At 40.4% G+C, this 22672-nt stretch carries 22 protein-coding genes; 12 read left to right on the top strand and 10 right to left on the bottom strand.

The features are described 5' to 3' along the window. Positions 1 to 88: 88 nt before the first annotated feature. The 7 genes from AB6T38_RS13050 to AB6T38_RS13080 all read right to left on the bottom strand — a co-directional run bounded on the left by AB6T38_RS13050 (position 89) and on the right by AB6T38_RS13080 (position 4528). Positions 89 to 238, bottom strand: coding sequence for an entericidin A/B family lipoprotein (locus tag AB6T38_RS13050; RefSeq protein WP_372547731.1), 150 nt, complete (start codon positions 236 to 238; stop codon positions 89 to 91). Positions 239 to 452: 214 nt separating this feature from the next. Further along, positions 453 to 698, bottom strand: a complete 246-nt coding sequence (locus AB6T38_RS13055) for a hypothetical protein (protein ID WP_348492947.1) — start codon at positions 696 to 698, stop codon at positions 453 to 455. Between the two features lie 41 nt (positions 699 to 739). Beyond that, positions 740 to 1735 (bottom strand): DUF3080 family protein, encoded by a 996-nt coding sequence (locus AB6T38_RS13060; RefSeq protein ID WP_372547732.1) that lies wholly within the window; start codon positions 1733 to 1735, stop codon positions 740 to 742. A 100-nt stretch (positions 1736 to 1835) separates the two neighbouring features. Further along, a complete protein-coding gene (locus tag AB6T38_RS13065) occupies positions 1836 to 2048 on the bottom strand; it encodes a CPXCG motif-containing cysteine-rich protein (protein WP_348492945.1) in 213 nt (70 codons plus the stop codon). 8 nt (positions 2049 to 2056) lie between these two features. After that, a complete protein-coding gene (locus AB6T38_RS13070; RefSeq protein ID WP_372547733.1) occupies positions 2057 to 2800 on the bottom strand; it encodes a pteridine reductase in 744 nt (247 codons plus the stop codon). Positions 2801 to 2895: 95 nt separating this feature from the next. After that, a complete protein-coding gene (locus AB6T38_RS13075) occupies positions 2896 to 3756 on the bottom strand; it encodes a fructosamine kinase family protein (protein WP_372547734.1) in 861 nt (286 codons plus the stop codon). Positions 3757 to 3859: 103 nt separating this feature from the next. Then, positions 3860 to 4528, bottom strand: coding sequence for an START domain-containing protein (locus AB6T38_RS13080; RefSeq protein ID WP_372547735.1), 669 nt, complete (start codon positions 4526 to 4528; stop codon positions 3860 to 3862). 184 nt (positions 4529 to 4712) lie between these two features. Here AB6T38_RS13080 and thrS point away from each other — a divergent pair, with 184 nt between their 5' ends. The 10 genes from thrS to AB6T38_RS13130 all read left to right on the top strand — a co-directional run bounded on the left by thrS (position 4713) and on the right by AB6T38_RS13130 (position 15013). After that, positions 4713 to 6629, top strand: coding sequence for a threonine--tRNA ligase (gene thrS, locus AB6T38_RS13085; RefSeq protein ID WP_372547736.1), 1917 nt, complete (start codon positions 4713 to 4715; stop codon positions 6627 to 6629). Between the two features lie 4 nt (positions 6630 to 6633). Next, positions 6634 to 7188: a translation initiation factor IF-3 gene (gene infC, locus AB6T38_RS13090; protein ID WP_372547737.1), complete on the top strand. Its 555-nt coding sequence runs from the start codon at positions 6634 to 6636 to the stop codon at positions 7186 to 7188. Positions 7189 to 7329: 141 nt separating this feature from the next. Beyond that, complete coding sequence (gene rpmI / locus AB6T38_RS13095; RefSeq protein ID WP_348492940.1) at positions 7330 to 7527, top strand: 50S ribosomal protein L35; 198 nt, start codon at positions 7330 to 7332, stop codon at positions 7525 to 7527. 18 nt (positions 7528 to 7545) lie between these two features. After that, positions 7546 to 7902, top strand: a complete 357-nt coding sequence (rplT, locus tag AB6T38_RS13100) for a 50S ribosomal protein L20 (RefSeq protein WP_216047298.1) — start codon at positions 7546 to 7548, stop codon at positions 7900 to 7902. A 192-nt stretch (positions 7903 to 8094) separates the two neighbouring features. After that, positions 8095 to 8364, top strand: a complete 270-nt coding sequence (locus tag AB6T38_RS13105) for a FeoA family protein (RefSeq protein WP_348492939.1) — start codon at positions 8095 to 8097, stop codon at positions 8362 to 8364. A gap of 70 nt (positions 8365 to 8434) precedes the next feature. Then, on the top strand, positions 8435 to 10282 hold the full coding sequence (locus tag AB6T38_RS13110; protein WP_372547738.1) for a ferrous iron transporter B: 1848 nt from the start codon (positions 8435 to 8437) through the stop codon (positions 10280 to 10282). Between the two features lie 330 nt (positions 10283 to 10612). Further along, positions 10613 to 11593, top strand: coding sequence for a phenylalanine--tRNA ligase subunit alpha (gene pheS, locus AB6T38_RS13115; RefSeq protein ID WP_348492937.1), 981 nt, complete (start codon positions 10613 to 10615; stop codon positions 11591 to 11593). Between the two features lie 14 nt (positions 11594 to 11607). Then, positions 11608 to 13995 carry a phenylalanine--tRNA ligase subunit beta gene (pheT, locus tag AB6T38_RS13120; RefSeq protein WP_372547739.1) on the top strand — a complete coding sequence of 796 codons (2388 nt, stop codon included), beginning with the start codon at positions 11608 to 11610 and terminating at the stop codon, positions 13993 to 13995. Positions 13996 to 13999: 4 nt separating this feature from the next. Beyond that, complete coding sequence (locus AB6T38_RS13125; RefSeq protein WP_348492935.1) at positions 14000 to 14299, top strand: integration host factor subunit alpha; 300 nt, start codon at positions 14000 to 14002, stop codon at positions 14297 to 14299. Between the two features lie 123 nt (positions 14300 to 14422). Then, on the top strand, positions 14423 to 15013 hold the full coding sequence (locus AB6T38_RS13130) for a hypothetical protein (protein WP_372547740.1): 591 nt from the start codon (positions 14423 to 14425) through the stop codon (positions 15011 to 15013). 109 nt (positions 15014 to 15122) lie between these two features. Here the strand turns inward: AB6T38_RS13130 and AB6T38_RS13135 are convergent, their stop codons facing one another. Beyond that, positions 15123 to 17738, bottom strand: coding sequence for an EAL domain-containing protein (locus AB6T38_RS13135; protein ID WP_372547741.1), 2616 nt, complete (start codon positions 17736 to 17738; stop codon positions 15123 to 15125). A gap of 344 nt (positions 17739 to 18082) precedes the next feature. Next, positions 18083 to 19498, bottom strand: coding sequence for an MFS transporter (locus AB6T38_RS13140; protein ID WP_372547742.1), 1416 nt, complete (start codon positions 19496 to 19498; stop codon positions 18083 to 18085). Between the two features lie 213 nt (positions 19499 to 19711). Here AB6T38_RS13140 and nagZ point away from each other — a divergent pair, with 213 nt between their 5' ends. Both nagZ and AB6T38_RS13150 read left to right on the top strand, forming a co-directional pair. After that, complete coding sequence (gene nagZ, locus AB6T38_RS13145) at positions 19712 to 20713, top strand: beta-N-acetylhexosaminidase (RefSeq protein ID WP_372547743.1); 1002 nt, start codon at positions 19712 to 19714, stop codon at positions 20711 to 20713. After that, positions 20703 to 22082 carry a DASS family sodium-coupled anion symporter gene (locus AB6T38_RS13150; protein WP_372547744.1) on the top strand — a complete coding sequence of 460 codons (1380 nt, stop codon included), beginning with the start codon at positions 20703 to 20705 and terminating at the stop codon, positions 22080 to 22082. Before nagZ ends, AB6T38_RS13150 begins: the two co-directional genes overlap by 11 nt. A gap of 54 nt (positions 22083 to 22136) precedes the next feature. Here AB6T38_RS13150 and AB6T38_RS13155 read toward each other — a convergent pair whose 3' ends face one another. Continuing rightward, the gene (locus AB6T38_RS13155; protein ID WP_372547745.1) at positions 22137 to 22667 is read right to left on the bottom strand and encodes a cob(I)yrinic acid a,c-diamide adenosyltransferase; all 531 of its coding nucleotides are present in this window, start codon (positions 22665 to 22667) and stop codon (positions 22137 to 22139) included. Positions 22668 to 22672 lie beyond the last annotated feature (5 nt).

A 22672-nucleotide genomic window follows, 5' to 3' on the forward strand; every position in this document is an offset into this window, starting at 1 on the left:
GAAGCATTTCAACAAGTAAATGTGTTAACTGATTATACTAAACTCTAATTTCAAGAGAGTCAGTATCAATATGTGGACTATCTACTTTTTAGTTTTCAGCGTCATTCGCCGCGTCTTGAATCGCATCTCCTGCGCTTTCGATATCTTCACCTGCACCCTCGATAGTGGCACAACCGCAAAGCACTAAAAAAGTAAGTGTTATCGTAACAAGAATTTTAAGTTTTGACTGTAAGCTCATAATATCGCCTCACTGTGGTTTAATAATTAAAGATTCCCCTGTATTTTTTTCAAAGCGAGTATAGTGCCAATTAGTAACCGTATGAAATTTATGGTTTTTTTATTAATCTAGTTGACATCAACAATATGCGCTTTGCTATTTTTTCACTAAGTTTGGAATAATTTACACGGTAAGTTGATGCAGCTAAATCAAAGCAAAATGGTTGCTGCCAAATCTAACTGCGTTGTTGTCGATAACGGTGATAGATTTTTCCCCATCGCCATGACAGTCCTAAGTCACTTAGTTTTGAATGGATCTCACTGGGTTGATCGGCACTGTGAATAGGTAGGTCCGAGGATAAATAGCGCACTTGCCAAATGCCGATATTTGCATCCCGCTGGAACTGAATTTTACCAATCAATTGATTTTGCTTATAAACAAAACAGGTACGTTGGGAGTATCGAATATTATTAGTTAACATGACTGTTATTATATACAGTTGTTTGGGCTGGGCTAGACTTTTTAATTGCTAGGTTGGCACTGCCTGAATAGGTTTTGCCAAAGTAATTGATGGCGACGAAGAGCATCAATATACAAATCGTAATCTGACTTTCGTTGCCTTAAAAATACTTTAAACTCATTGGCAAGTACTGGATTTTCCTGCAAATCTTGAAAGTAGGGGGCTAAAGTATTGGCAGCGCTTGTTAGCCGGTTTGTTGCCGGTAGGATCTTTTTAATGAAGTTTCGTTGGTATACTAATTTAAGGTCTTCAATTTGTAGAGAAGAGGAGGATACACTGCAAGAAAGCTCACTGAACGCTAGACTCAAGCTATCATTCAATTCATTTAACCAAATACGCAACTGAATCTGTGTTTGCCAAATTTGGGCTGCCAATGGCTGTTTACGCATGGTATTTAAAGCTGTTTCTAAGTCGTCAATATCTGTCGGTTTAGGTGAATACAAGGTCACTAATAAGCTCAAAGAAGCTTCGTATGCTTGCAGTTGGTTTTGGTTTACTTGGGTAAATAGCTCTGTGTTACTGCTTAAAGTCCGTCTAATCTCGGAACTGCTAAGGATCATTTGCGCCCACACTATAGGAAGGGTTTCCTGTTTATCTGTTATCCATTGACGTAACTGTTGTTGCTGGTCATTGTCACTAGTTTGTTGAAGGCACTCTTGAAGCCCTTGAATTAACTTAACTTCGTATGCAAACCGTTGCGATGGCAATTGGACCTTGCCTAAGGCGGTATTACGCTGCGCAATAAGAAGAGATACAGCACAATGCTTTAAGGCATAAAAATCCCGTAATTTGATGTTCGTTTCCGGAAGGTTAACTTTCAATTTTTCAGCAGCAGGATAACCCAATGAAGGGCGGTCATCGTCAAATTGCAACGTAATATTAAGCGCATCGCTAACTTGCTTTTGGTATGCATGAAAATTTGCTTGAATTGAGGGTTGACCGCAGGCCGTTAACAACGTTAAACAACCAAAAAACAGCAGCCACTGTGTTGATGACAAACAAACCACCTTTTCACTAATTAATACAATACTTCGCCCAACGAATGTGAGGCACTTTTTGATTAAAAATCTGAACTTAACTTAAGGGTAACACTAACGCTTAATATAATTGCTCATCATCGGAGTTGATCTTAATTTGAAGTTTACGGTTAAGATCATCAATATGGAGCTTAACGTGAAACTCGTGACAGCAATTGGGACATTCTTCAAAAAAGTCCTGATCACCATTACTGCAATCTATTCTTATGTGTAAATGATGACCGCATTCTGGACAAGCAATGGTTTGTTCAGTTTCAAATACTTCAGTACTCATTAATTCTCCTATGCGACACTAGGGTTCGCTATGCTGCGACCTCCATCGACCGCCACTATCTGGCCGGTAATGTAAGAAGCTGAGATTAAAAAAGCGATTGCTTCAGAAATGTCTTTTTCGTTGCCTAACCGACCTAACGGGATCTGAGACAAAATCGCACTTTTTTCATTTTCAGGTAAAGCCGTGTCTGGCCATAAAATTGCGCCAGGAGCAACACCATTTACACGAACATTAGGGGCCAGTTCTTGTGCAAGTGATTGGGTTAATGTTACTAAAGCGGCTTTAGCCATGCAGTATATAGTATGGCCTGACAATGGGCGTTGTGCATGAATATCCACCATATTGATGACAACACCTTGATTTTGTATAAGTTGTTTTTGTAATTTTTGGATTAAAAACAACGGGGCTTGAGCGTTACTACCTATTAATGCTTGCCAGTCAGTTAAGGTGAACGTAGTTAGAGGGGTAGGGTAGAAAGCGGATGCATTATTAATCAACACGTCGATGCGTCCAAATGACGCTATTGCGGACTCGGCTATTTGGTTTAACTGTTGTAAATCACATAGGTCACCTTGAACCCATTTTACTGAATCGATACGTTTTTCATTTAATTGCGTCGAGAGTGCTTTCACTTGGTCTACCGAGTTGTGACAATGCAGTACAACTCGATAGCCTAAATTGTGTAGATAGTTTGCAGTGTATGCGCCAAGACGCTTGGCACTGCCAGTGATAAATACGACTTTGTTTTCCATTATGCTTCGTTGTTTCATTTAGTATAATTGAGAAGACTATCTGGGATAGATTGTGGGTACAAGTAGGGTTTTCATTCTGAACTATCGTCTTGGGTTTACCCTTGCATGTTTTTTAGTAAAGACGTTGCCGTTTGCAAATAATTGCCACCAAATAATAATGCGTGATTTAGAATATGGTAAAGCTGGTAAACAGGCTTTCTGAAATTGTACTGCTTACTAAGAGGCCAAGTTTCATTGTAACCTTGATAAAACGCCGCAGGAAATTTGTTAAACAATTCGGTCATTGCTATGTCTGTCTCTCTATCTCCATAATAAAAAGCCGGGTCGAATATCACCGGCGTATTATGTTGAAACCCAGTGTTACCTATCCACAAATCACCATGTAACATCGATGCCTTGGGGTTATGGCCTTGTAATAGCTTCTCAACACTCACAACTACGTTGTCAATAGCGGCGATAACATGGCCTTTTTCTGCAAGTAGCTGCAACAAATAGCCTATACGTTGTTCTGCAAAAAACTGGGGCCATTTTTTTGCCCACCGGTTCGGTTGAGGCGTTAAACCAATGAAGTTATCCTCTTGCCACCCATACATATTTTGGGTTTGATTCTGATGCATATTGGCTAACTTTGAACCAAAATCGAACCATGTTTGTTCACTGCCTTCTACTAATCGAAGGTACTCTAAAACCAGATAACTTTTATTTTCAGAAATACCATAACAGATTACCTTCGGGACTTTGAACTCATTGGCGTTTGCAAGATGAGTTAAGCCTTCAGCTTCGGCACTAAAATTCGCTAATTTATCTTCATCGTTGAGTTTGACGAAAAACCGTTTTTGTCTATCGGTAATACGAAAAGCACGATGGGAATCTCCTTCAGATATTTCACGAATATCATCACATACAAATTCTTGGTTTAATTGTTGACTGATTTGTTCGCTAACAAAATGCCACATAATTTCGACTTAATTTAGCTGTAAATTCTGAGTATGGAACACGCGACAATAATTGATGGTCTTTTTCATTATTAAAATACGTCTTTTATAACTTTTTGTAACTTTAAGAGCTGGGGGCACCCAATATCTCCCCTAGATTATTAAAGGTCTTAAACATTGAGGAAACCATCATCTTGTTGGCTAACCAAATAGGGAGGTTGCCAGAGGGGTTACCAAAGCCGATATATTCAATCAGCATATTATTTTTTGTTGTGGCTTTTACCAGCCATTGGCCCTGCACATTTTGGATGCGTACAAGGTTGTGATTGTTAGACGAATATGCAGGGTAATCTTGGATTGTAATTTTAATATTTTGCAGTTGAGTGTCCATTTCAGTTATGGACTTGGTGATCATTTCTCGCTCTTTAACAGGCCAAGGGGCTTTGAATATGGTTCTGACAATTTTCTCCTGTGCAGACGGAGAGGCGAGGAGTTCGACTTTTTCGCAGTTATCAATCCAATTAGCGGCGGTATCAATATCATCTAAAAGAGCCACAAAATCCATGGGAGCACCTTTAACAAGAATTGATGCTTTAAGCCAAACATAACCACTGGGATCACTTGTGGTGTGAACTTTAATATGGCCTTTTTGTTTTACTTGAAGCCAATTTTGACTGACTGGATTGGCAAATACCTGACAGTTCAACACTAAGCAAACACAGCATATGACGTATTTTAAACATCTATTATATGTTTGTTCTGATTGCATCTTGGCTAATATTTTAGGTATCATATGCCCTTCTCCCTGATCGTAGCAGGGCTGATTTATTTAATTAACTTATTCATTTTTCGGTTTAAGTTGTTTGAACACCCTCCATAGGGTGTTTTTTATTACTTATACACTTAAAACTGAAAAATAACTTTATAATTCACACGTGGCGCTTGGTAGGTGTCACCACTGTGTAAGGGATTATTCAATGCTAACAATTACTCTTCCTGATGGCAGTCAACGCCAGTTCGAAAATTCCGTTTCCGTATTAGATGTAGCCAATGATATTGGACCAGGGTTAGCGAAAGCTACCATCGCTGGTAAAATAAACGGCCAATTGGTCGATGCTGTCGACATGATCACCGAAGACGCTAGTTTACAAATTATTACCGCCAGAGATGAAGAAGGTTTAGAAATTATTCGTCACTCATGTGCGCATTTAATTGGTCATGCAATCAAACAGCTTTATCCCGATGTGAAAATGGCCATAGGCCCAACCATCGATAATGGTTTTTACTATGACATTGATATGGAACATTCACTCAATGAAGATGACTTGGTAAAACTTGAAAAGCACATGTTGAAATTGGCTAAAACAAGTTATGACGTGGTGAAGAAGAAAGTTAGTTGGCAAGAAGCTCGCGATACCTTTGAAGCGCGAGGCGAGAGCTACAAAATAGAAATTTTGGATGAGAACATCAGTAAAGATGACCGTCCAGCATTATACCATCATGAAGAATACGTAGACATGTGCCTTGGACCTCACGTGCCTAACATGCGTTTCTGTCAACATTTCAAAATTATGAAAGTGGCAGGGGCTTACTGGCGTGGTAACAGTGACAACAAAATGTTGCAGCGTATTTACGGCACAGCTTGGGCAGATAAAAAACAACTTAAAGCTTACCTTAATCGTTTGGAAGAAGCTGAAAAGCGTGATCACCGTAAAATTGGTAAAGCCCTTGATTTATTCCATTGGCAAGAAGAAGCGCCAGGTATGGTGTTTTGGCACAATGATGGCTGGAGCATATATACCGAGTTAGAGCAGTATATCCGTGGTAAGCAACGTGAATACGGCTTTGGCGAAGTGAAAGGGCCTCTGATGATGGACCGTGTACTTTGGGAAAAGTCCGGCCATTGGGATAAATATGCGGAAAACATGTTTACTACTGAGTCTGAAAAACGTGAATATGCAATCAAACCCATGAACTGTCCTGGCCACGTGCAGATTTTTAACCAAGGTCTGAAATCTTATCGTGACTTACCATTGCGCATGGCGGAATTTGGTTGTTGTCACCGTAACGAACCATCAGGCGCTTTGCATGGTTTGATGCGAGTACGTGGATTCACTCAAGATGATGCGCATATTTTCTGTACCGAAGATCAGATACAGGCCGAAGTGGCAAGTTGTATCGAAATGATTTATGAAGTGTACAAAGTATTTGGCTTCGAAAAAATTGTGGTTAAATTGTCGACTCGTCCAGAAAAACGTGTCGGTTCTGATGAAGTGTGGGACAAAGCTGAACAAAAACTTGCTGATGCACTGACTTCAAAAGACATTGATTTCCAATATTTGCCTGGAGAAGGGGCGTTTTATGGCCCTAAAATAGAATTTACTCTACACGATTGTTTAGACCGTGCTTGGCAGTGTGGTACTGTGCAACTTGATTTCTCTATGCCAGAGCGTTTAGGTGCCACTTATGTTGCCGAAGACGGAGAACGTAAAGTACCGGTAATGATTCACCGTGCAACATTAGGGTCATTAGAACGCTTTATCGGTATTTTGACTGAAGAGTACGCTGGCTTTTATCCTACTTGGTTAGCACCAACTCAAGTTGTGGTAATGAATATTACCGACAAACAGGGGGAATATGCGGCAAATGTAGCGAAAAAATTACAAGAAATTGGAATTAGATCGAAGTCGGACTTGAGAAATGAGAAGATAGGCTTTAAAATCCGCGAGCACACTCTAAGACGTGTCCCGTTTTTGTTAGTCGTAGGCGACAAAGAAATGGAGGCAAACGAAGTAGCGGTGCGCTCTCGCAAGGGTGACGACCTCGGTAAATTCTCAATTGAAGGGTTTATGGAGTTGATTAATCAACAGGTCGCATCTAAGCAATTAGATTAATTTCGTGGAGGAACGACATATTAAAGGCGCTAATAATAAGGCTCAAGGCGATAAAGCCAACATCAATGAAGAAATCACAGCGACAGAAGTTCGCTTAATTGGTAAAGAAGGTGAGCAGTTAGGGATAGTATCTCTTGGAGAAGCTCAAACACTTGCCGACCAAGCTAGTTTGGATCTGGTTGAGATTAGTCCAAACGCTGAGCCGCCTGTATGTAAGGTAATGGATTACGGAAAGTTCCTTTTCGAGAAGAGTAAGGCTCAGAAAGAGCAGAAGAAAAAACAAAAGCAAATTCAGGTCAAGGAGATTAAATTTCGCCCTGGCACTGATGAAGGCGACTACCAGGTAAAACTGCGCAACCTGCGTCGCTTTCTAGAAGGTGGTGATAAGGCCAAGGTAACGATTCGTTTTCGCGGACGTGAAATGGCCCACCAAGAGATCGGCATTGAACAACTAAAACGTGTTCGCTCGGATTTAGAAGACATTGCTAACTGCGAATCTTTCCCTCATAGGGTAGAGGGTCGTCAGATGATCATGGTGCTCGCCCCAATTAAGAAGTAGTAAAGGTTTACAAGTAACTGAGGACCGTAAAATCGGATCTGCACCTTAAGTTCACCTTGCTACTATGTTGAAACATCGACCCCAGAGTAGTCATGCAAAGCATGTCCTCAAGTGTGGTCTTAACAATGCGGAGTTTTAGCAATGCCTAAAATGAAATCCAATAGTGGAGCAGCCAAGCGTTTTAAAAAAACCGCTTCAGGTCGTTTCAAAAGCAAGCAGTCTCACTTGCGTCACATTTTGACCAAGAAGAGCTCTAAGCGTAAACGTCACTTACGTGGCAAGAAATTAGCCCATACAGCTGACACTGCGTTGATTCAACGCATGTTACCTTACGTTTAAAGCACAGGAGACTAAAAAATGGCAAGAGTAAAACGTGGTGTAGTTGCCCGTGCCCGTCATAAGAAGGTACTAAAGCAAGCCAAAGGTTATTACGGAGCTCGTAGTCGAGTTTATCGCGTTGCTGTACAAGCAGTAACAAAAGCTGGTCAATATGCATACCGTGACCGTCGTCAGCGTAAGCGTCAATTCCGTCAATTATGGATTGCACGTATTAATGCTGCGGCTCGTCAAAATGGCATGTCTTACAGCCGTTTCATTAACGGTTTGAAGAAAGCGTCTGTCGAAATCGATCGTAAGATCCTTGCTGACATCGCTGTGCATGATAAAGGCGCGTTTACTGCATTGGTTGATGCAGCAAAAGGCGCATTGGCTTAATTTTTTAACAATTAAGTTTAAGTTCTTTCGGGAAAAGGCGAACCAGGATGGTTCGCCTTTTTTCGTTTTAGTGGGCTAATTATTTACTCAAAAAAAAGGATGAAAATAAATAAGTAAATAGCTTAACCGCTAAAAATATATGAAAGAAGCTATTCAGAACTTGCCTTTTACTATCACTTTATAAGATAATAAATGAAAATAGTTCTCATTTGTGGTCAGTTAATTATGTTGCAAAATACGGTGTGGGAACTTCCTACAAAAACATCCGCTAAAATCGTTGGATTACAAAATGGTCTTTCGGTTGCGATGAGTAATCGACTTAAGGAAATGGGCTTTTGTGACGGAGAGACAATCTCCTGCCTAAAACAATGTCCCTTTAATGGTCCAAAGGTAGTGGAATTGGGTGGAGCTATCTTGTCAATTGACAAAGAAATAGCGCAAAATATTAAAATAAAAATGTAACTCAATTTCGTCAAACTAATTTAACCATTATTTCCTACATAACTAAATTTTCACTAAACAGGTACCCGTAGTGTCTTCAACTGTTTCAGATAATAATAGTGCTCAACAAAAAGTTGTTCTAATTGGACGACCCAATAGCGGTAAAAGTTTGCTGTTTAACCAGTTGACTGGTCTACAGCAAAAAGTAGCTAACTTCCCTGGTGTTACAGTGGAACTGAAGTCTGGCAAAATGAAAGACCTGACGATTGTTGATTTTCCTGGCACCTATTCACTGCACAGTTTTTCCCAAGATGAGCAAGTGGCAATTGATGCTATTTACACGGCCTTAGAAAGTAATGATACAAGCCTGATTGTCTGTGTACTAGACGCATCACGTTTAGAGCGTAGTTTGGTGTTTGGATTGCAAATTCAAGCGTTAGCGAAAAAGCATAACAAAGGTTTTGTGTTTGTTATCAATATGATTGATGACGCTTTACGGTTTGGGCATGAAATCGACGTCGATAATTTATCAACTGAATTAGGTTCGCCAGTTTTTGCATTATCCGCTAAGACTCTAATAGGCCTGTCAGAATTTCAACAAGCTCTGCCTGAGCTAGTCGCTCAACAGAATTGCACACCGCAAAAAGTTAGTGAAAAACATGATGAGGTAATTAAACAAAGCCGCCATCTTGCTTACAAGTTTGGCATGAATGCCAATGTGGTGCTGAAACAGCAAAATCGGATTGACCAATTCTTATTGCATAATTGGTTGGGCGGCATTGCTTTTATGGCTATTATGTTTTTGTTATTCCAAAGTATATTCACTTGGGCAACCCCGCTGATGGACGGGGTTGAAAGTGGTATAGGCTACCTTGCAACTTTGGTTAGCGGCATCTTACCTGAAGGCATTTTTAATGATTTCCTGAATGATGCGATATTTGGTGGTGTCGGCTCGTTTTTGGTCTTTGTACCGCAAATTATGGTACTAACATTTATTATAGGTTTATTAGAAGATAGCGGATATTTAGCTCGTGCAGCGTTAATTTGTCATAAACCTTTGAGTTATTTTGGCTTGTCGGGTAGAAGCTTTATTCCTTACTTGTCAGGACATGCCTGTGCTATACCTGCAATTATGGCAGCACGTACAATTGAATCACCACGCAAACGTTTAATCACCATGATGACGATACCATTAATGTCTTGTTCCGCACGCTTACCCGTGTATGCGTTATTAATTGCGGTATTTATCCCGCAAACGCAGTATCTTGGTGGGCTTGTGAATACGCAAGGTATGGTGTTCTTTGGTTTGTACATGACAGGTATTGTGACTGCACTTATTGTTAGCTTTGTGATGGATAAAATGCATTTTGCAGATAGCGACAAAAGTGAAATGCCATTTATACTAGAGCTACCAAGTTACCGTTTACCTCATTGGAAACCACTGATGTATCGTGTGTTGAATAGTGCTAAGTACTTTATTCGTCGCGCAGCTCCGGTGATTTTCATGGTAGCCGTTGGGATTTGGTTTTTAGGCTATTTCCCTATTCATAGTGGCGGTTTAGAAAACTCTTACCTTGGTTACATTGGTCATTTTATTGAGCCGTTATTTGAACCTCTTGGTATTGATTGGCGTTATGGTGTGGCTATTTTGATGTCTTTCTTAGCCAGAGAAGTGTTTGTAGGAACCTTAGGTACTTTGTTTGGTATCGAGGGGGCCGATGAAAATATAGCGGGCTTGGCTGCTAACATTCAAAATGATGGACTAACCTTTGGTGCTGGAATGGGCCTGCTGATTTTCTACGTCATTGCCTTACAATGTGTAGCGACTGTGGCAACTATTAAAGCTGAAACCGGAAGTCAAAAAATTGCTTGGGGTTTAGTCGTTGGTTATGGTGCATTGGCTTATTTAATGGCGTTTATAGTGAACAGCTTTCTCTAGAACTTTACTGTTTTACTAATCCCACAAAAGGGTGCGTTAATAGTGCTCTTTTGTGGATATTTAAAAATACTTATTTAGACTCTTTTACTGCTAAGATATTTGTTAGCAACGGGGTTTCATACTCTGTACAGTTGCTTAATTCCTTACTTTTATTCTTTTTTACTTATCTTTTTTCTTAATAAACAAAAAATTGTTGATCAATCATAGCCTGACCCTAGCTATAAAGGTCTGATTTCGTGTAGAATTACCGGTTCTTTTTTAAAGTACACTTATCAGGTTTGTGAAGATAGGCCTTTAATTTATTAAGTAAAATTCCAATCCGAGGAAGCTATGGATCTCGACGCCATAATTGAACAGGCACAAAATAAAATTAACGATGCACAAGATGCGGCTACTTTAGACGCAGTGCGAGTAGAGTTTATGGGTAAAAAAGGTCATATGACTGATTTACTCAAAGGACTCGGAAAGTTATCTGCTGAAGAGCGGCCCATTGCCGGACAAAAAATAAACTTAGCGAAGCAGAAGATCCAAGGACTTATTTCCGTTCGTGGTGAGTATCTTCGAGATGCCGAGCTGAACGCTAAATTAGCTGGTGAAACTATTGATGTTACTTTACCCGGAAGAACGGAAAACTTAGGCGGATTGCATCCGGTTAGCCGCACTATACGTCGAATTGAAAGTTTCTTTGGAGAGCTTGGTTTCACCGTTAAGTCTGGCCCAGAAGTAGAAGATGGATTTCACAATTTTGATGCGCTAAATATACCCGCTAATCACCCCGCTCGTGCCGATCACGATACGTTTTATTTTAACCCTGATGTAATGCTACGTACGCAAACATCAGGGGTGCAAATTCGTACCATGGAGGTTGAGAAACCGCCACTTCGTATTATCTCGCCTGGCCGTGTATACCGTAATGATTACGATCAAACACATACACCAATGTTTCACCAGGTTGAAGGGTTGATGGTTGATAAAAATGTCAGTTTTGCCGAATTAAAAGGCGTTTTACATGACTTTTTGAACAACTTTTTTGAAGCCGATCTGCAAGTGCGCTTTCGACCTTCTTACTTCCCGTTTACTGAACCCTCAGCTGAAGTTGATGTTATGGGGCAAAACGGTAAATGGTTGGAAGTTTTAGGATGTGGCATGGTTCACCCAAATGTCCTTAGAGCCGTAAACATTGACCCAGAAGAATATACTGGATTTGCCTTCGGTATGGGGGTAGAGCGTTTAACCATGTTACGTTATGGTGTGAACGATCTTCGAGCCTTTTTTGAAAACGATCTTCGTTTTCTTAAGCAGTTTAATTAAGAGTATTCGAATAAATGAAATTCAGTGAAAAGTGGTTGAGAGAATGGGTTAACCCAGCTGTATCAACACAACAATTATCAGAACAGCTTAGTATGGCTGGTCTAGAAGTTGATGGGCTAGAGCCAGTTGCAGGCGAATTTTCTGGGGTTCTAGTTGGTGAGGTTGTTGAGTGTGGACAGCACCCTAATGCAGACAAGTTACGCGTCACTAAAATTAACATCGGACAGGACTATTTAATTGATATAGTTTGTGGTGCACCAAACTGCCGTCAAGGTATCAAGGTCGCAGTGGCGACTGTAGGTGCAGTACTACCTGGTAACTTTAAAATTAAAAAAGCGAAACTGCGAGGTGAACCTTCGTTTGGCATGCTGTGCAGTTTTTCTGAATTAGGTATCAGTGAAGACCATGATGGCATCATTGAACTACCTACTGATGCACCTATTGGCCAAGATATTCGTGAGTATCTTGAATTAGATGACGTTACCATTGAAGTTGATTTAACACCGAACCGTGCAGATTGCCTAGGAATTAGAGGTGTCGCACGAGAAGTTGGAGTATTGAATCAGGTTGAAGTGAAAGCACCCAAAATTGAAGGTGTTGATAAGCAAATTGAAGATAGCCGTGAGATCCAACTTGCTGCGCCAGAAGCTTGCCCAAGATATTTGGGACGGGTAATTAAAAACGTCAATGTAAATGCTGCATCCCCTCTATGGATGCAGGAAAAGCTCAGACGTAGCGGTATTCGTAGTATTGATCCTGTGGTGGATGTCACTAATTATGTGTTAGTTGAACTTGGTCATCCAATGCATGCTTTTGATTTGGATAAGTTAGACGGCGATATTATTGTCCGTTTTGCTAGTGAGAATGAAAAGTTAACGCTTCTTGATGGCAATGAAACTACTCTAAAAACCAATACGTTAGTTATAGCTGATCAACGTAAAGCTCTAGCTATGGCTGGAATTTTTGGTGGTTTAGAGTCAGGTGTTACTAACGAATCTAAGCATATATTTTTAGAAAGCGCCTTTTTTGCACCTGATGCAATTATGGGCAAAGCCCGTCAATATGGTTTGCATACTGACGCTTCCCATCGTTATGAACGTGGTGTTGATCCGCAATTGCAAAGAGTTGCGATGGAGCGGGCTACCCAACTGTTAATGGATATTGTTGGTGGTGAAGCTGGACCTATTACTGAGTCGGTAAGCCAAGAGCATCTTCCTACAGAAAAAACCATTCAATTACGTGCATCTCGCCTTACCCGTGTACTTGGAATTCATGTAGAAGATGCGAAAGTAACAGATATCCTAACGCGCCTAGGTTTAGGGGTTAATTTCTCGAATAGTCAATGGTCTGTTGTTGTGCCAGCGTACCGTTTCGATATTAGTATCGAAGAAGACTTAATAGAAGAAGTAGCTAGAGTATATGGCTATAACAGCATTCCAACAATTGCACCTACTGCAAAGTTAAAAATGTCTGTGCACAAGGAACAAAACCTTAGCTTAGATAGACTCAAACAAACACTAGTTGAGCGTGATTACCAAGAAGCTATTACCTATTCGTTCGTGGATCCTAAAGTGCAAAGCGCTTTATTCCCTGAGATGTTGGGTATGCAACTACCGCATCCAATTTCTTCTGATATGTCAGCGATGCGAGTGAGTTTGTGGACGGGGTTATTGCAGTCAGTGTCATATAATCAAAAACGCCAACAAAGCCGAGTTAGATTATTTGAGACGGGGTTACGATTTGTACCTGATAGCGATGAAAAAACGGGTGTTAGACAAGAAGTTGTCGTTGGTGGTGTAATTTGTGGTAATCGCCATAATGAACATTGGAATGAAGAAGAGCGAGGCGTTGACTTCTACGATATTAAAGCAGATGTAGAAGCATTATTGCAAACCACTGCGAATATTTCCGAATTTAGTTTTAAGGCGGCTGAGCATTCAGCACTTCACCCTGGCCAGTGTGCGAAAATATATCGTGGTCAAGAGTTGGTTGGTTATGTTGGTGCGGTACATCCTAAATTAACTAAAATATTGGGCCTAAACGGTAAGACTTACGTTTTTGAACTTGATTTTAATGCAATTGGCGGCAAAAAATTGCCTTTAGCAGAAGAAATTTCAAAATTTCCGGCTAATAGACGTGACATTGCCATCGTTGTAGAGGAAGATAAAGTTGTAGGGGAAATAATTTCTTACATCGAAAAATTTGGCGGAAATCAATTAGTTGGCCTAAACTTATTCGATGTGTACAGAGGTAAGGGAATAGAGGCCGGTTATAAAAGCTTGGCAATCTCTCTTATTCTACAGGACCAAACAAGAACGCTTGAAGAAAATGATATTCAAGCGGTAGTTGAAGATATTCTGTCCCAGTTAGCAGAAAAGTTCGGGGCATCATTGAGGGATTGACTTTATGGCGTTAACCAAAGCTGAAATGGCTGAGCATTTATTTGAAAAATTGGGAATTAATAAGCGGGATGCTAAAGATCTTGTTGAATCATTTTTTGAGGAAGTCCGAGAGGCACTTGAAGACGGAGAGCAAGTAAAATTATCCGGTTTCGGCAACTTCGATTTACGTCAAAAAAATGAACGTCCTGGTAGGAACCCCAAAACAGGGGAGGATATTCCTATTAAAGCACGCAGAGTTGTGACCTTCAGACCTGGTCAGAAACTTAAAAGTCGTGTAGAAAATTCGGAACCTTCCGATTCTTAGATGAAGTAAAACACACCCTTAATTTCAATAGGGTGTGTTAACTTTTCGGCGAATAAAGCTAAAGTAACTTGGTAGATTCGAGAATTCTGCTGAGTCTGATCATTAAATCTAGAAATACGTCCTATGACCAAAAAACTTTCTTTTGCTATTGTACTCGTCGTGGTAGCTATCATTGTAGTTGTTCAGTTTAGCGACTCTGTTAAACCGACTCTTTCGACTAGCGATAGCACTGATCATTCCGAAGCTGAACAAACCCCTAGTATCAAACAATTTAGTTATAATGACATTCTGCAGAATGACGAGTTCAGGCTAGGTATGCAGCAAGCTGTTGAAAATAATGATATTGCGCTGGCTCAATCGTTACAACAAAGAGCGATAGAAATAGGCGAAGCGGCGAATTTACCCGATAACGAAATGTCGCTAATATCGGGTGAAAATGGTTTGCGATTTATGCAGTTTTTAGCTAGCAGACAACTTTTTGTCGATAAATTCCAAGAGTATTACCTAAGTTTTAAAGATATCCAACCGTTAAAAGACGACTATCCTGAAGCACAAGATTTGTTTGAACGTTCAGAACAACTGGTTGAAAAACGGGACAAGCAGATTAGAGGATTGGCAGAGCAGTTAGCCCAAGAGAGTGGTGAAGACGTGGAATTGTATTTGCAATTGGCTAAACAACAATGGCAAGAGCGACAGTCAAAAACTGCTGATTAAAAGATAAAAAATAGTTATTTTATAGAGGTAAATCAGAACACGAACATCAAGCAACTGGTTTATCTTTGTAAACATCAAACATCAAACATCAAACATCAAACATCAAACATCAAACATCAAACTTCCAAGCCTTATCATTTTCCCACTTTTTCACCCAATCAGGTATTTTGCTTGCGACCATGGGTTTAGCGATTCCGTAACCTTGAGCCAGTTCGCAACCTAGCTGCAAAAGTGCTTTACCATGGGCAATGGTTTCTACACCTTCAGCGATTACCTTACGTTGGAAAGTTGTTGCTAAGCTTATGACACCTTGCACAATTGCCAAGTCATCATTGTCTTCTAACATGTCTCGGACAAAACTCTGATCAATTTTAATTAAATATGCAGGAAGTCGTTTAAGGTAAGTTAGTGAAGAGTAACCTGTGCCAAAATCATCAATAGCAAATCTAACTCCTAAATCTCGGCAATCATTCATTGTTTTAGACACAATATCGGTATCATGCAGGGCACTGGTTTCCAAAATTTCAAGCTCTAGGCGATTGGGGTTAACTGCAGGGTGGGCGGCCAATAGCGTTGACAACCGAGCGGTAAAATTAGCTTGCTGTAATTGATAAGCGCTAATGTTGACACTAACGGGTATATCCAAACCTAATTTCTGCCAACTCTCTATCTGAAGTAGTGCAGTGCTGATCACCCATTCGCCTACTTTTAAACTCACTCTCAGCCCCTCTATTAAGGGTAAAAACTTTAGTGGCGGGATTAATCCATTGGTTTTGTGTTGCCATCTAATAAGCGCTTCAACACCTACGGTTTCGCCGCTTAGCATGTTTATTTTTGGCTGGTAATGCAATACAAATTCATTGTTTTCTATGGCGGTATAAATATTTTCTATGTTCTCACGTTGCGAGTTGAGAGCTATATCGTGAGCGATATCAAACTGATGGTAGCGATTTTTGCCTGCCTGTTTGGCGATATACATGGCTTGGTCTGCATGTCGTATAAGTTGATCTGCATCGACATTGTCGTGAGGGTAGAGGGTTACACCAATGCTGGCGGAAACTTGTATAGATGCATTGCCAATGCTGACGGGATCAGATGCGGCTTTTAATAAACGATTTAATACATGCTTAGTATCTTCAAATTTCTCTAAATCTACCATTACTGCGATAAACTCATCGCCGCCGATGCGAGCGAGGGTATCGCCTTCGCGCAATGCTTCTTTCATCCGCTGTGAAAGGGCAATGAGCAAGTCATCTCCTACATTGTGGCCATAGGTGTCATTAACCGCTTTGAACCCATCTAAGTCCATAAATGCAACCGCTAAAGATTTTTTACGACGTTCACATTGTATAGTGGCTTGATTCAATCTGTCGGCTAATAATACCCGATTAGGGAGGTTAGTTAGCGCATCATAGTGGGCAATGCGCTCAAGTTGCCCCTGATACTCTTTCATAGGTGTGATATCTGTAGATAAGGATACATAGTGTTGTACTTTACCTGCTGTGTTTTTCACGGCATTTATAGTGACCAGTTCGGGATAAATAACGCCATTTTTGCGTTTACTCCATACTTCCCCGCGCCAATAACCTTGTTTGGTCATTGCATCCCATATTTCTAGGTAAAATTCGTCGGAGTGGCGTTCAGAACGAAATATATTTGGTGATTTCCCTCGTACTTCTTCAAGGGAGTATCCACTCATTTTACTAAACGTATCGTTAATTTCGATGATTTTATGGTTAGCGTCGGTAATCATGATGCCCTCTTGAGCATGAGTAAAGACGCTTGCTGCACGTTCGAGCTTTTCTTCAGCGTGTTTTTTTTCTATGGCAATACTAGCCAAACTGGCGGTTTGTTCAATTAGTTCAAGATCTGCAGGCGTGGGTTGATGGGCTTTATGGTGATAGATAGCAAAAGTACCTAACACCTTTCCAGAAGTGGAACGTATTGGCTCTGACCAACATGCTCCTAATTTAGCTTCTGCGGCGAGTTCTTTGTACTGCTGCCAGTAAGGGTGATTAAGAACATCATTTACAATAACGCGCTTATTGGTATAAGCAGCAGTCCCACAAGAACCCACACCAATGCCTATTTCAATACCATTGATAGCTTCATTGTAAAACGCAGGCAGGCTTGATGCAGTCCCAATCACTAGGTGTTTTTGAGAATCATCTAATAATAAGACACTACAAAGCATGTCAGGATTCTCTTGTTCAACTACACGAACTATCGCTTGTAAGATTTCATTTAATGGTTTGCCACTGGAGATGAGTTCTAGTGCATGTCCACTTGACTTTACTCTTGACTCAATTTGCTTGCGATAACTAATATCATGAATGATTCCGACTAAAAAATGTTTACCTTGGGAGTCAGTAAATCGCTTTTTATTGGTTAATATTGTTTTTTCTTTGCTTCCCGTAATCGTTAAAGTTTCTTCGCATAGAATTTCTTTACCAGTTTGTAGTACTTTTTTGTCAGTGGACAAAAAACGCGCTTGCTGCTCTGGCGTGACTCTTTGTGCTAGTGTTCGTCCTAACGCTTCTTGTCGAGTTACACCTAATATTTTGCAAAATGCATCATTGACAAGTAATAACCGGTAATGCTCATCTTTTACAAAAATCGGATCCTTAGAAATATTGAAAGCAGCACTAAAATACTTTTCAATCTCAGTAGGCTTCTCGAAGAATTGACTGAGGGGAGGCGCGTTTATAGTGTCTTTTGATGTCATGTTACAAACTCCTAGTCAGATAATTTTAGCAATAGATATCGATTCGTGCTGCTGACCGTTATAACGATTTATCATTAAATTGGTGACTTATCCTCAATTTTAGTTCATTTGAGTAGACTGATAGTAGTAAATTCTTTGAGTTTAAGATGTATTTGTATAATTAAAAATAACTCGGCAGGGAATACTAATAACTGAATCAGAAGAGCATTATAAAGCTTCGCTGAAAGATGGTAATTAGACATTGGTTTTAGAAAAGAAGATAAAGCTAAACACTTTCGCAATATGCACCGTCCAATTTTCAGTTTGAATGACAATACTGCCAATAGAGACTTCTTAAGGTTTTGTTAAGAGTCATCTTTTATGCAAAACCAAGCTATAGCTGAAATTAGCAGACAAGCGCCACATATTACGAATAACATATCCTTGTTCGCCACTTGGTTTATGTACTTTCCTATCCCTAAGCTTGAAACTAATTGAGGTAAAACAACGGATAGGTTAAACAACCCCATAAATAGTCCCATTTTTGCTGGAGGCACCTTTTGAGACATAATTGCAAACGGCAAACTAATTGTTGCTGCCCAACCAATGCCCAGAAAAGCCATCATTATATAAATCCCTAATTTTGACTCACCAACTTGAGACAACACGAAATAGGCGACGGACATTGATAATATACAATAGGTATGTACTTTTACTCGCCCCAACTTTTTCGCTAAAGGCTCTAACAATAATGCAGGTAAAATAGCGGACACCACACTTAATATGAGAAAGCCTGCGCTGATAACCTGTCCCGTTTGATTATTTGAAAGCTCAGGGAGATTCTGTTTAATAAAACCAATAATATAAATAAACATAGATTGCACACCCAACCAAGTGAAGGCATGCGCGGCCAATACTTTTTTAAATCCTTGTTCACTGGTGCCATCGGGCTTGTGGGTATCTTTAGTGATTAGGGTTTTGAATATCAGTATCAGGGTTAACATGAGGCAGGCTAGCTCTACCCAGTAGTGTTGAATATCAATGTTAGCCATTTTAATTGTGAACGCATAAACCGAATAAAGAATAAATCCCCAAAGCGGTTCAATGACTTTGCAACCGTTCCAAAAGCCCAGCTTGGTATGCTGTTCTGACGATTCTGAGTGTTCAAAACTACGTGATTCAGTTACAAACAGCGGGGGAATGATAGACATGACCAGTACCAGACCCACACCTATATAAATCAACGCGTAATTATTCCAAAAGGTACCAATTACATAAGCTAAAACACCAAATGAACCGGATACTGTTTGCATCCAAGTATAGCCTTTAGTACGCTCATGTCCTTTTGGTGTAACATCGGCAATGATGGAGCGTGTTGGATTGAAACTGATGTTAATGGACAAATCAAGTGTTAGGGCTACCAGCACTGCAATACCTAAAATAGCTTCAATATTTAGCGCTGCGGAAATAATACCTATGTTTGGCAGAGCCAATAAACTAAGGGAAGCAAGTACACCACCGATGATAATAAATGGCCTTCTTCTGCCACCCCAAAACCAAATATTGTCGCTAATTGCGCCAACAATGACTTGTCCTAAAATACCTGCGATAGGCCCAGCCGCCCAGACAAAACCTACATCATGCAAATCCAAACCGTACTGCGTGGTCAATAACCAACTTAAAGCGGCAATCTGTACTGACAGGGCAAAGCCCATGGCACTTGCTGGCAAACTAAGGAGGCTATAAAAACCATTACTAAGACTTTTTTGGAACGCTAGCATACAGCTCTCTTATTTTTATTATCTGGATTGTTAACATTTTTTTAACTAAGCCATTGTATATAAAGTGGTTTGATTTGATAGAAACATACGTATGCATTAATTAAAAAACGCAGAAAGCTGAGAAAAGTGAATTTAACTTTAGTTATGTTATTCATTCTTATATAGTTTTATATATATAACTCAATGATTAACGAGGGCCCAATGGGACCAATAATGCTGGATGTCGAAGGGTATGAGATCAGCGCCGAAGAAAAAGACATCTTAGATCATCCCCTAGTTGGCGGAATCATCTTATTTTCACGAAATTACTACGACCAGAAACAGCTAAAAGAGTTGGTTGTTGAATTGCGAAAGCATGCCCGCAATGACGTGCTCATTGCCGTTGATCACGAAGGGGGAAGGGTACAGCGTTTTCGCGATGGTTTTAGCTCAATCCCTGCAATGGGCAGCATTTGTGAGCCTGACCAAAAACTTTCTGAGAGCATGTTGATGCAGGCTAAAAGCTTTGGCTGGCTGATGGCCGCAGAGCTACTTGCGTTTGATATAGATATCAGTTTTGCACCGGTGTTGGATATGCACGGCATTTCTGACGTTATCGGTAATCGTAGTTTCCATCAACAACCGCAACATATTGTGTCACTTGCTAGTGCTTTTATAAACGGAATGCATAATGCAGGAATGAAATGTACCGGCAAACATTTCCCAGGTCATGGCAATGTAAAAGAGGATAGCCATGTAGCAATGCCTGTTGATAAACGACCCAGTGAAGATATTTTTCAACTGGATATGACTATATTTGAAACCCTTAATCAACAAGGTTTATTGGATGCGGTGATGCCTGCCCATGTTATTTATCCGGCTGTAGATAGTTTGCCTGCTGGATTTTCTCCGGTCTGGGTTGACCAAATACTGCGCAAACGACTTGGCTTCGAAGGTGTGGTTTTCACCGATGATTTGTCTATGCAAGGGGCAGTGCAATTAGGCTCAATTGTTGAGCGAATTCAAGCTGCATTAGGTGCTGGCTGTGATATGACGCTGGTTTGTAACAGCCCAAAGGACGCGGCTAAAGCTATCGATGGATTGCCAACTGGTTACCAATCCACAGGAAGAGCAACAAGTATGCGCAAGGGACCCTTTTTTAATTTTGAACAATTACAAAAAACGGAAAAATATCAAAAGGCGTTACGTGCTTTAGGCGAATTTAGTGAAGCTTAATTATCCGGTTATTTGTATTGCCTTTGTTATTTCATCTGCGGTTTATGCTGGTCTATTCCTATACATGCAGCAAACTCATCTAATTGCTGTTACGGCTTCTATTACGTTATTCATCGCTACGTTATGGGTATCCGAAGCGTTGCCTATTCCGGTTACCTCATTAATTCCATTTTTTGCTTTTCCCATGGCGGGGGTTATCACCCATAAAGAAGCTGCCTCAGCACTTGGCAGCCATGTCATTTTATTGTTGATGGGGGCTTTTATGTTATCCAAGTCCTTAGAGCGATCCAACGTTCACAGCCGCCTGGCACTTTATATGATAAGAATGACTGGTAGTCAAAGTCCACGGCGCTTAGTGTTAGGTTTTATGTTAACTGCCGCTATTTTGAGTATGTGGATTTCGAATACAGCGACAACTCTTATGTTACTGCCCATAGTGTTAGCTATTGTTCCGCACATTAAACAACAAAAGATCATTGTTGCCTTGTTGTTGGGCATTGCCTATTCAGCAAGCTTAGGTGGCGTTGGCACTCCCATTGGTACGCCACCAAATATTATTTTTATGAGTGTTTACTCAGAAGTCCAGGGACATGAAATTGATTTTTTACAGTGGATGAAGACAGGTGTTCCGGTTGTCATTATCGCGATTCCGTTAATGGCAATTTGGTTAACCCGTGGCTTAAAAACCATGGATGATTGCCATTTACCTAAAGTTGGAAGTTGGCAAATAGCAGAAAAACGCGTGTTAATCGTATTTTCGTTTGTGGCTTTGGCTTGGGTTTTAAGACCTTATTGGACAAGTTGGTTCAACATGCCATATGTCGGGGATAGCACTATTGCTCTGCTGGGCGTGGTATTAATGTTTCTCGTTCCCAATGGGAATCTAACTCAATATGGCAAAAAACAAACGCTGCTGGATTGGCCCACTGCAAATGATATTCCTTGGGGCATGTTATTGCTTTTTGCTGGAGGGATCTGCATTGCGAAAGCATTTACTGCTTCAGGTTTGAGTGAAGTCATGGGCGGTTGGCTAAATGGGTTATCTGCGCTTCCAGTGCCTTTATTGGTTTTATCAATTTGCCTTTTTGTTACCTTTCTCACTGAGATAACATCCAACACAGCCACCGCTACTTTATTGATGCCAATTTTAGCTACTGCGGGCATTGCTGCTGGTGTCGATCCTGCTTTATTAATGATGCCTGCTGCTATGAGTGCAAGTTGTGCCTTTATGCTTCCGGTGGCTACAGCACCAAATGCCATAGTGTATGGAACCGGTAAATTTAGTATTAAAACCATGGCCAGAGAGGGATTCATGCTCAACATTATCGCTGCTGTCGTCATCACTGTTGTCAGTGTATTTACATTTTAGAGTGCCTAACAAATAGCAATCTTCAAAAGAGCATGATTTATACAAGAGTCTGGGTTAGGAGACTTTTGTTTCTTCTATAATGTAATGGTGATTAATCGCTCTGGCCAATACAAACAAGTAATCAGATAATCGATTTAAGTATTGCAAACAAGCTTCGGGAACAGGGTAGGTTGAAAGTAAACCTACCATGCGTCTTTCAGCTCTTCTTGCTACCGTGCGGCAAACGTGAGCTTGAGATGCTATGGTATGTCCACCGGGCAAAATAAAGTGAGTTTGTGGCGCAAGCTTAGCTTGTAATTGGTCAATTGTAGTTTCAAGTTGGGTAACAGCGTTTTCCGTTAAGGAGGCATTTGCTGAAATAGCAAAACCGATTTGAAACAGATTTTTCTGAATATCCATTAATAACTCTGTTTGTTCGCTGATCACCGGGCAACGGCTATTACTGATTAATAGCCCAATATTGGCATTAAGCTCATCTAAGGTTCCATAACACTCTAAAACCTCATCATTTTTATCTAAGCGAACCACTTTATCAGCATAAATTTGGGTTTTACCCGTGTCGCCAGACTTTGTATATATTTTCAATTTAT

Origin of the sequence: Aliiglaciecola sp. SL4 (assembly GCF_041538045.1) — a bacterium.
In the GTDB taxonomy this organism is placed as follows: domain Bacteria; phylum Pseudomonadota; class Gammaproteobacteria; order Enterobacterales; family Alteromonadaceae; genus Aliiglaciecola.

Coding starts and splice junctions, on each gene's coding strand:
- AB6T38_RS13055 (WP_348492947.1), bottom strand. CDS start 698: ATGTTAACTAATAATATTCGATACTCCCAACGTACCTGTTTTGTTTAT.
- AB6T38_RS13070 (WP_372547733.1), bottom strand. CDS start 2,800: ATGGAAAACAAAGTCGTATTTATCACTGGCAGTGCCAAGCGTCTTGGC.
- AB6T38_RS13080 (WP_372547735.1), bottom strand. CDS start 4,528: ATGATACCTAAAATATTAGCCAAGATGCAATCAGAACAAACATATAAT.
- pheS (WP_348492937.1), top strand. CDS start 10,613: ATGGATCTCGACGCCATAATTGAACAGGCACAAAATAAAATTAACGAT.
- nagZ (WP_372547743.1), top strand. CDS start 19,712: ATGCTGGATGTCGAAGGGTATGAGATCAGCGCCGAAGAAAAAGACATC.
- AB6T38_RS13130 (WP_372547740.1), top strand. CDS start 14,423: ATGACCAAAAAACTTTCTTTTGCTATTGTACTCGTCGTGGTAGCTATC.
- rplT (WP_216047298.1), top strand. CDS start 7,546: ATGGCAAGAGTAAAACGTGGTGTAGTTGCCCGTGCCCGTCATAAGAAG.
- pheT (WP_372547739.1), top strand. CDS start 11,608: ATGAAATTCAGTGAAAAGTGGTTGAGAGAATGGGTTAACCCAGCTGTA.
- AB6T38_RS13065 (WP_348492945.1), bottom strand. CDS start 2,048: ATGAGTACTGAAGTATTTGAAACTGAACAAACCATTGCTTGTCCAGAA.
- AB6T38_RS13075 (WP_372547734.1), bottom strand. CDS start 3,756: ATGTGGCATTTTGTTAGCGAACAAATCAGTCAACAATTAAACCAAGAA.
- rpmI (WP_348492940.1), top strand. CDS start 7,330: ATGCCTAAAATGAAATCCAATAGTGGAGCAGCCAAGCGTTTTAAAAAA.
- AB6T38_RS13125 (WP_348492935.1), top strand. CDS start 14,000: ATGGCGTTAACCAAAGCTGAAATGGCTGAGCATTTATTTGAAAAATTG.
- AB6T38_RS13140 (WP_372547742.1), bottom strand. CDS start 19,498: ATGCTAGCGTTCCAAAAAAGTCTTAGTAATGGTTTTTATAGCCTCCTT.
- AB6T38_RS13135 (WP_372547741.1), bottom strand. CDS start 17,738: ATGACATCAAAAGACACTATAAACGCGCCTCCCCTCAGTCAATTCTTC.
- AB6T38_RS13050 (WP_372547731.1), bottom strand. CDS start 238: ATGAGCTTACAGTCAAAACTTAAAATTCTTGTTACGATAACACTTACT.
- thrS (WP_372547736.1), top strand. CDS start 4,713: ATGCTAACAATTACTCTTCCTGATGGCAGTCAACGCCAGTTCGAAAAT.
- AB6T38_RS13105 (WP_348492939.1), top strand. CDS start 8,095: ATGAAAATAGTTCTCATTTGTGGTCAGTTAATTATGTTGCAAAATACG.